Source organism: Spirillospora sp. NPDC029432, assembly GCF_040703975.1.
Taxonomy (GTDB): domain Bacteria; phylum Actinomycetota; class Actinomycetes; order Streptosporangiales; family Streptosporangiaceae; genus Spirillospora.
On the sequence record NZ_JBEZWH010000144.1, the window covers coordinates 1 to 3,819 of the forward strand.

Below are 3,819 nucleotides of genomic sequence, written 5' to 3' on the forward strand. Positions count from 1 at the left end.
GCGCCGAGTGGGAGGAGCGGCTCCCCGCCGGCGAGGCGGAGCGCGACCGGCTCGACGGCGAGATCGTCCCGCTGGTGGCGCGGTGGGAGCGGGAGCCCACGCCGTCGACGTCACCGACGCCGCCGCCATGGCGCGGATCGTCGCCGAGATCGACGGCTCGCCCCACCCGCTGGGCGGAGTCGTGCACGGCGCGATGGTGCTGGACGACGCCAGGTTCACCACCCTCACCGCCGAACGGATGATGAGCGTGCTGGCGCCCAAGATGACCGGCGGGCAGATCCTGGACGCGCTCACCCGCGAGCACGACCTGGACTTCTTCATCGCCTACACCTCCGCCGCCGCGCTGATCAACAACCCGAACCAGGCGCCGTACCTGGCGGCCAACCTCGCGCTGGAGGGCACGGTGCGGGAGCGGCACCGGGCCGGGCTGCCCGCGCTGGCCATGGCCTGGGGCGGCATCGACGACGTCGGGTACGTCCACCGCACCCGGCAGGAGACCGACCGGGAGTTCCTCACCCGCGGCCTCGAACTGCTCGGCGTGAAGGAGGCCCTGGCCGAGCTGGACCGGGCGATGGCCCGCCCGGAGGTCCCGGTCGTCAACGCCGCGCACCTCGACGCCGGCGAGGTGCAGCTGGTCGTGCACACCCTCGCCGCCCCGCGCACCGCCCACCTGGCGCCCCCGCGCGAGGACATGGAGGCCTCCGACCAGCTCCGGGCCGCCCTCGCCGCACCCGGCGCCGACGCGGTGCGGGTGGTGGAGGACACGCTCGCCGGCGTCCTGGCCGAGGTCCTGCAGACCACCCCGGACCGCGTCGACCGCACCCGCCGCATCGACCAGATCGGCCTGGACTCGCTGATGGGCGCCGACTTCTCCAGCGCGCTCAACCGCCGGTTCGGATGCCAGATCGCGGTGGTGGAGGTGCTGGGGACCCCGAGCCTCACCGCCCTGGCGCACCGGGTCCTCACCCGGCTCGGCCACTCCGCCGGCGGGGCGGACGCCGTACCGCCGGAGTCACCGGCCGCCGCCCCCGGCACCCCCGCCGAACCCGTGACCGCCGGCGACCGCCGGTGACCGCGACCGCCCGGACCGCCGGCCGCCGCACGTCAGGAGACCGATCACCGTCATGACCACCTTCCTCGCGGAGCACGCGGCGACGCGCCGGCCCCAGATCCGGACACTGGCGGCCCGCGCGGACGCGCCCGTCCGCCTGTACTGCGTCCCGCCGGCCGGAATGGGGGCCGCGGCCTTCTACCTGCCGTGGACCGGGCACATGCCCGGCGACATCGAACTGTGCGGCGTGGAGCTGCCCGGGCAGGGCCCCCTCGCGGGCCCGCCGATCCCGTCCGACGCCGAGCGGCTCGGGTACGAGATCGCCGAGGAGATCCGCGCCGAGCACGACACCCGCCCGTTCGCCGTGTTCGGCCACAGCGCCGGCGCCCTCCTCGGCTACCTCGCCGCCCGCCATCTGCGCGACACCGGGCACGATCCCTTCCTGCTGGCGGTGTCGGCGCTCCCCGCGCCGCACCGCTCCGACTACGCCCGCCTCATGGCGAGGGTCGCGACCGAGGGCAGGAAGGCGTTCTGCGACGTCTTCGACCTGCCCTCCGAGCTGTTCGACGACGACCCGGTCCAGCTCATGGCGGTGCTCACGCCCATCATCGCCAGCGTCATGCTCACCCTGCAGTACCGCCACACCGCCCGGCCGCTGCCGCGCACCGCCCTCGCCATCTACGGCGGGCGCGACGACGCGGTCGCCGACCACCGGCAGCTCGCCGCCTGGAACGACCTCGCGGCCGAACCCAGCGTGCCGCGCCTGTTCCCCGGCGCGCACATGTACGTCCTCGCCCAGCCGGGCGCGGTGGCCGACTACCTCGCCGCCGACGTCCGCGCCGCCGCCAGGGCCGCCCTCCGCGGCGGCGACACCTCGCAGACACGCGCATGATTGGAAACGAGACGTGACAGAAGTCCTCGCGCAATTCCAGGGCGACGAAGCGACCGCCGACTCCGGGTCCGCCCTCGCCTTCCTCGACCGCCTGGAGAACTCCGACCAGCTGACCAGGCTCCGCGAGCGCACGTACGCGCTCATCCGTGACATGACGGGCGCGCCGGGCGCGGTCGCGCCCCCGCGCGGCGTCGACGTCGGCTGCGGGGCCGGCCGGGCGGTCGCCGAACTGCGCGGCCGGGGCCTGCAGGCCACCGGCGTGGACCGCAGCGACCTCATGCTCCAGGCCGCCCGCGGCCGCCACCCGCACCTGCCGTTCCTGGAGGCCGGGGCGGAGGACCTGCCGTTCGAGGACCATTCCCTCGACTGGTACCGGGCCGAGCGCCTCTACCTGCACCTGCCCGACCCGGCCGCCGCGCTGGCGGAGGCCCGCCGGGTCCTCGCGCCCGGCGGAGCCATCGTGCTGATCGATCCGATCTGCGACTCGGGGGCCGTCGACTCGGCGTACCCCGAGGTCACCCGCGCGATCGGCGACGCCCTCGTCCAGGCGTGCCCCAACGCCCGCGCCGCGACCCGCAACCACGCCGACCTGGCCGCCGCCGGCTTCGGTGAGATCACGCCCCACTGCCACACGATCATGGCGACGGAGCTGGCCGAGGCCGCGCCGCTGCTGGTGGACCTCGGCCTCGCCACGGCGACGGGCCTCGACCTGGTCGGCCCCGCGCAGGCCGCCGAATGGCTGGACGACCTGCGGCGGCGGGACGCGGCCGGCCGCATGCTGGCCGTCATGACGTTCACCATCACCGTCGCCCGCGCCCCGGCCGCCTGACCCCCGCCGCCGGGTTCTCCGGGCCGCGTGCCGCTACCAGGGGAGCGGGCCGTCCGCGCCGAAGAACCCGGCGGTCGGGCCGTCCGCCGGGAGCGTGGCCAGGCGCACCACGACTGCGGCGCCCTGCGCGGGGGTGAGGTGCCCGGTGTGGCCGTTGCTGTCGGTGTCGACGAAACCGGGGGCGGCGGCGTTGACGAGGACGCCGTCCTTGCGCAGCTCGTTGGCGTACTGGACGGTCAGCGCGTTCAGCGCCGCCTTGGACGGCGTGTACGCCGCCGACGGCAGCAGTGCCGCGAACGGGCCGTCCGGGTCGCTGGTGAGGGCCAGCGACCCGGCGTGGCTGCCGACGTTCACGACGCGCGGAGCCGGGGACCGCCGCAGCAGCGGGAGCACGGCGTTGGTCACCGCGATCACCCCGAAGACGTTGGTCTCGAACACCGCCCGGACCATGTCCAGGTCGACCGTGCTCGGGATCTGGTCGAGGGCGTCGGCGGGCGCGACCTGCCCGGAGCCGGTGACGCCGGCGTTGTTGACCAGCACGTCCAGGCGGCCGAAGCGCTCGCCGGCCCACCGGGCCGCCTCCTGGACGGAGGCCGCGTCGGTGACGTCCAGGACGACCGCGTGCGCGTCCCCGCCCGCCGCGCGTATCGCCGCGGCGGCCTCCTCGCCGCGCCGCGGGCTCCTGGCGCCGACCAGGACCGTCATGCCCAGCTCGGCGAGCCCCTCGGCGACCGCGCGGCCGATGCCCTTGTTCGCGCCGGTGATCAGCGCGACGTCGCGGGGTGCGGTGTGCTCGTTCATGTCCTGCTCCTGTCCGGGAGTGCCTCTCGCGGGGACGGCGCGGCGCGGATCGTCCGCGCGGCGCCCTGACGGACAAGAGATGCCGCCCGCCCGCCGGCTGTGACGGCGCGGCGATGTGACGTGCGCGACACGTTCCAGACAGGTCGCCTCGATCTGGTCCGGCGCCGGCCGACGTACAGCGCGGCGCGGGCGGCAGGGCGCCCTGCCGCCCGCGCCGCGCTGTACGTCGGCCGGCGCCGGACCAGA

Annotated in this window: 4 protein-coding genes; 3 read left to right on the forward strand and 1 reads right to left on the reverse strand. The window is 75.8% G+C overall.

Annotated features, from left to right (window positions below):
- Nucleotides 1-82 precede the first annotated feature (82 nt).
- The 3 genes from AB0881_RS41610 to AB0881_RS41620 are packed head-to-tail and all read left to right on the forward strand — an operon-like array spanning nt 83 to nt 2,772.
- Entirely contained in the window at nt 83-1,072 is a 990-nt protein-coding gene (locus AB0881_RS41610) for a beta-ketoacyl reductase (RefSeq protein WP_366626427.1), read from the forward strand.
- Between the two features lie 52 nt (nt 1,073-1,124).
- Nucleotides 1,125-1,943 carry a thioesterase domain-containing protein gene (locus AB0881_RS41615; RefSeq protein WP_366626428.1) on the forward strand — a complete coding sequence of 273 codons (819 nt, stop codon included), beginning with the start codon at nt 1,125-1,127 and terminating at the stop codon, nt 1,941-1,943.
- 13 nt (nt 1,944-1,956) lie between these two features.
- The gene (locus AB0881_RS41620; protein WP_366626429.1) at nt 1,957-2,772 is read left to right on the forward strand and encodes a methyltransferase domain-containing protein; all 816 of its coding nucleotides are present in this window, start codon (nt 1,957-1,959) and stop codon (nt 2,770-2,772) included.
- A gap of 33 nt (nt 2,773-2,805) precedes the next feature.
- On the opposite strand, the gene AB0881_RS41625 is transcribed toward AB0881_RS41620, so the two are convergent.
- On the reverse strand, nt 2,806-3,573 hold the full coding sequence (locus AB0881_RS41625) for an SDR family NAD(P)-dependent oxidoreductase (RefSeq protein WP_366626430.1): 768 nt from the start codon (nt 3,571-3,573) through the stop codon (nt 2,806-2,808).
- Nucleotides 3,574-3,819 lie beyond the last annotated feature (246 nt).

Coding starts and splice junctions, on each gene's coding strand:
- AB0881_RS41615 (WP_366626428.1), top strand. CDS start 1,125: ATGACCACCTTCCTCGCGGAGCACGCGGCGACGCGCCGGCCCCAGATC.
- AB0881_RS41625 (WP_366626430.1), bottom strand. CDS start 3,573: ATGAACGAGCACACCGCACCCCGCGACGTCGCGCTGATCACCGGCGCG.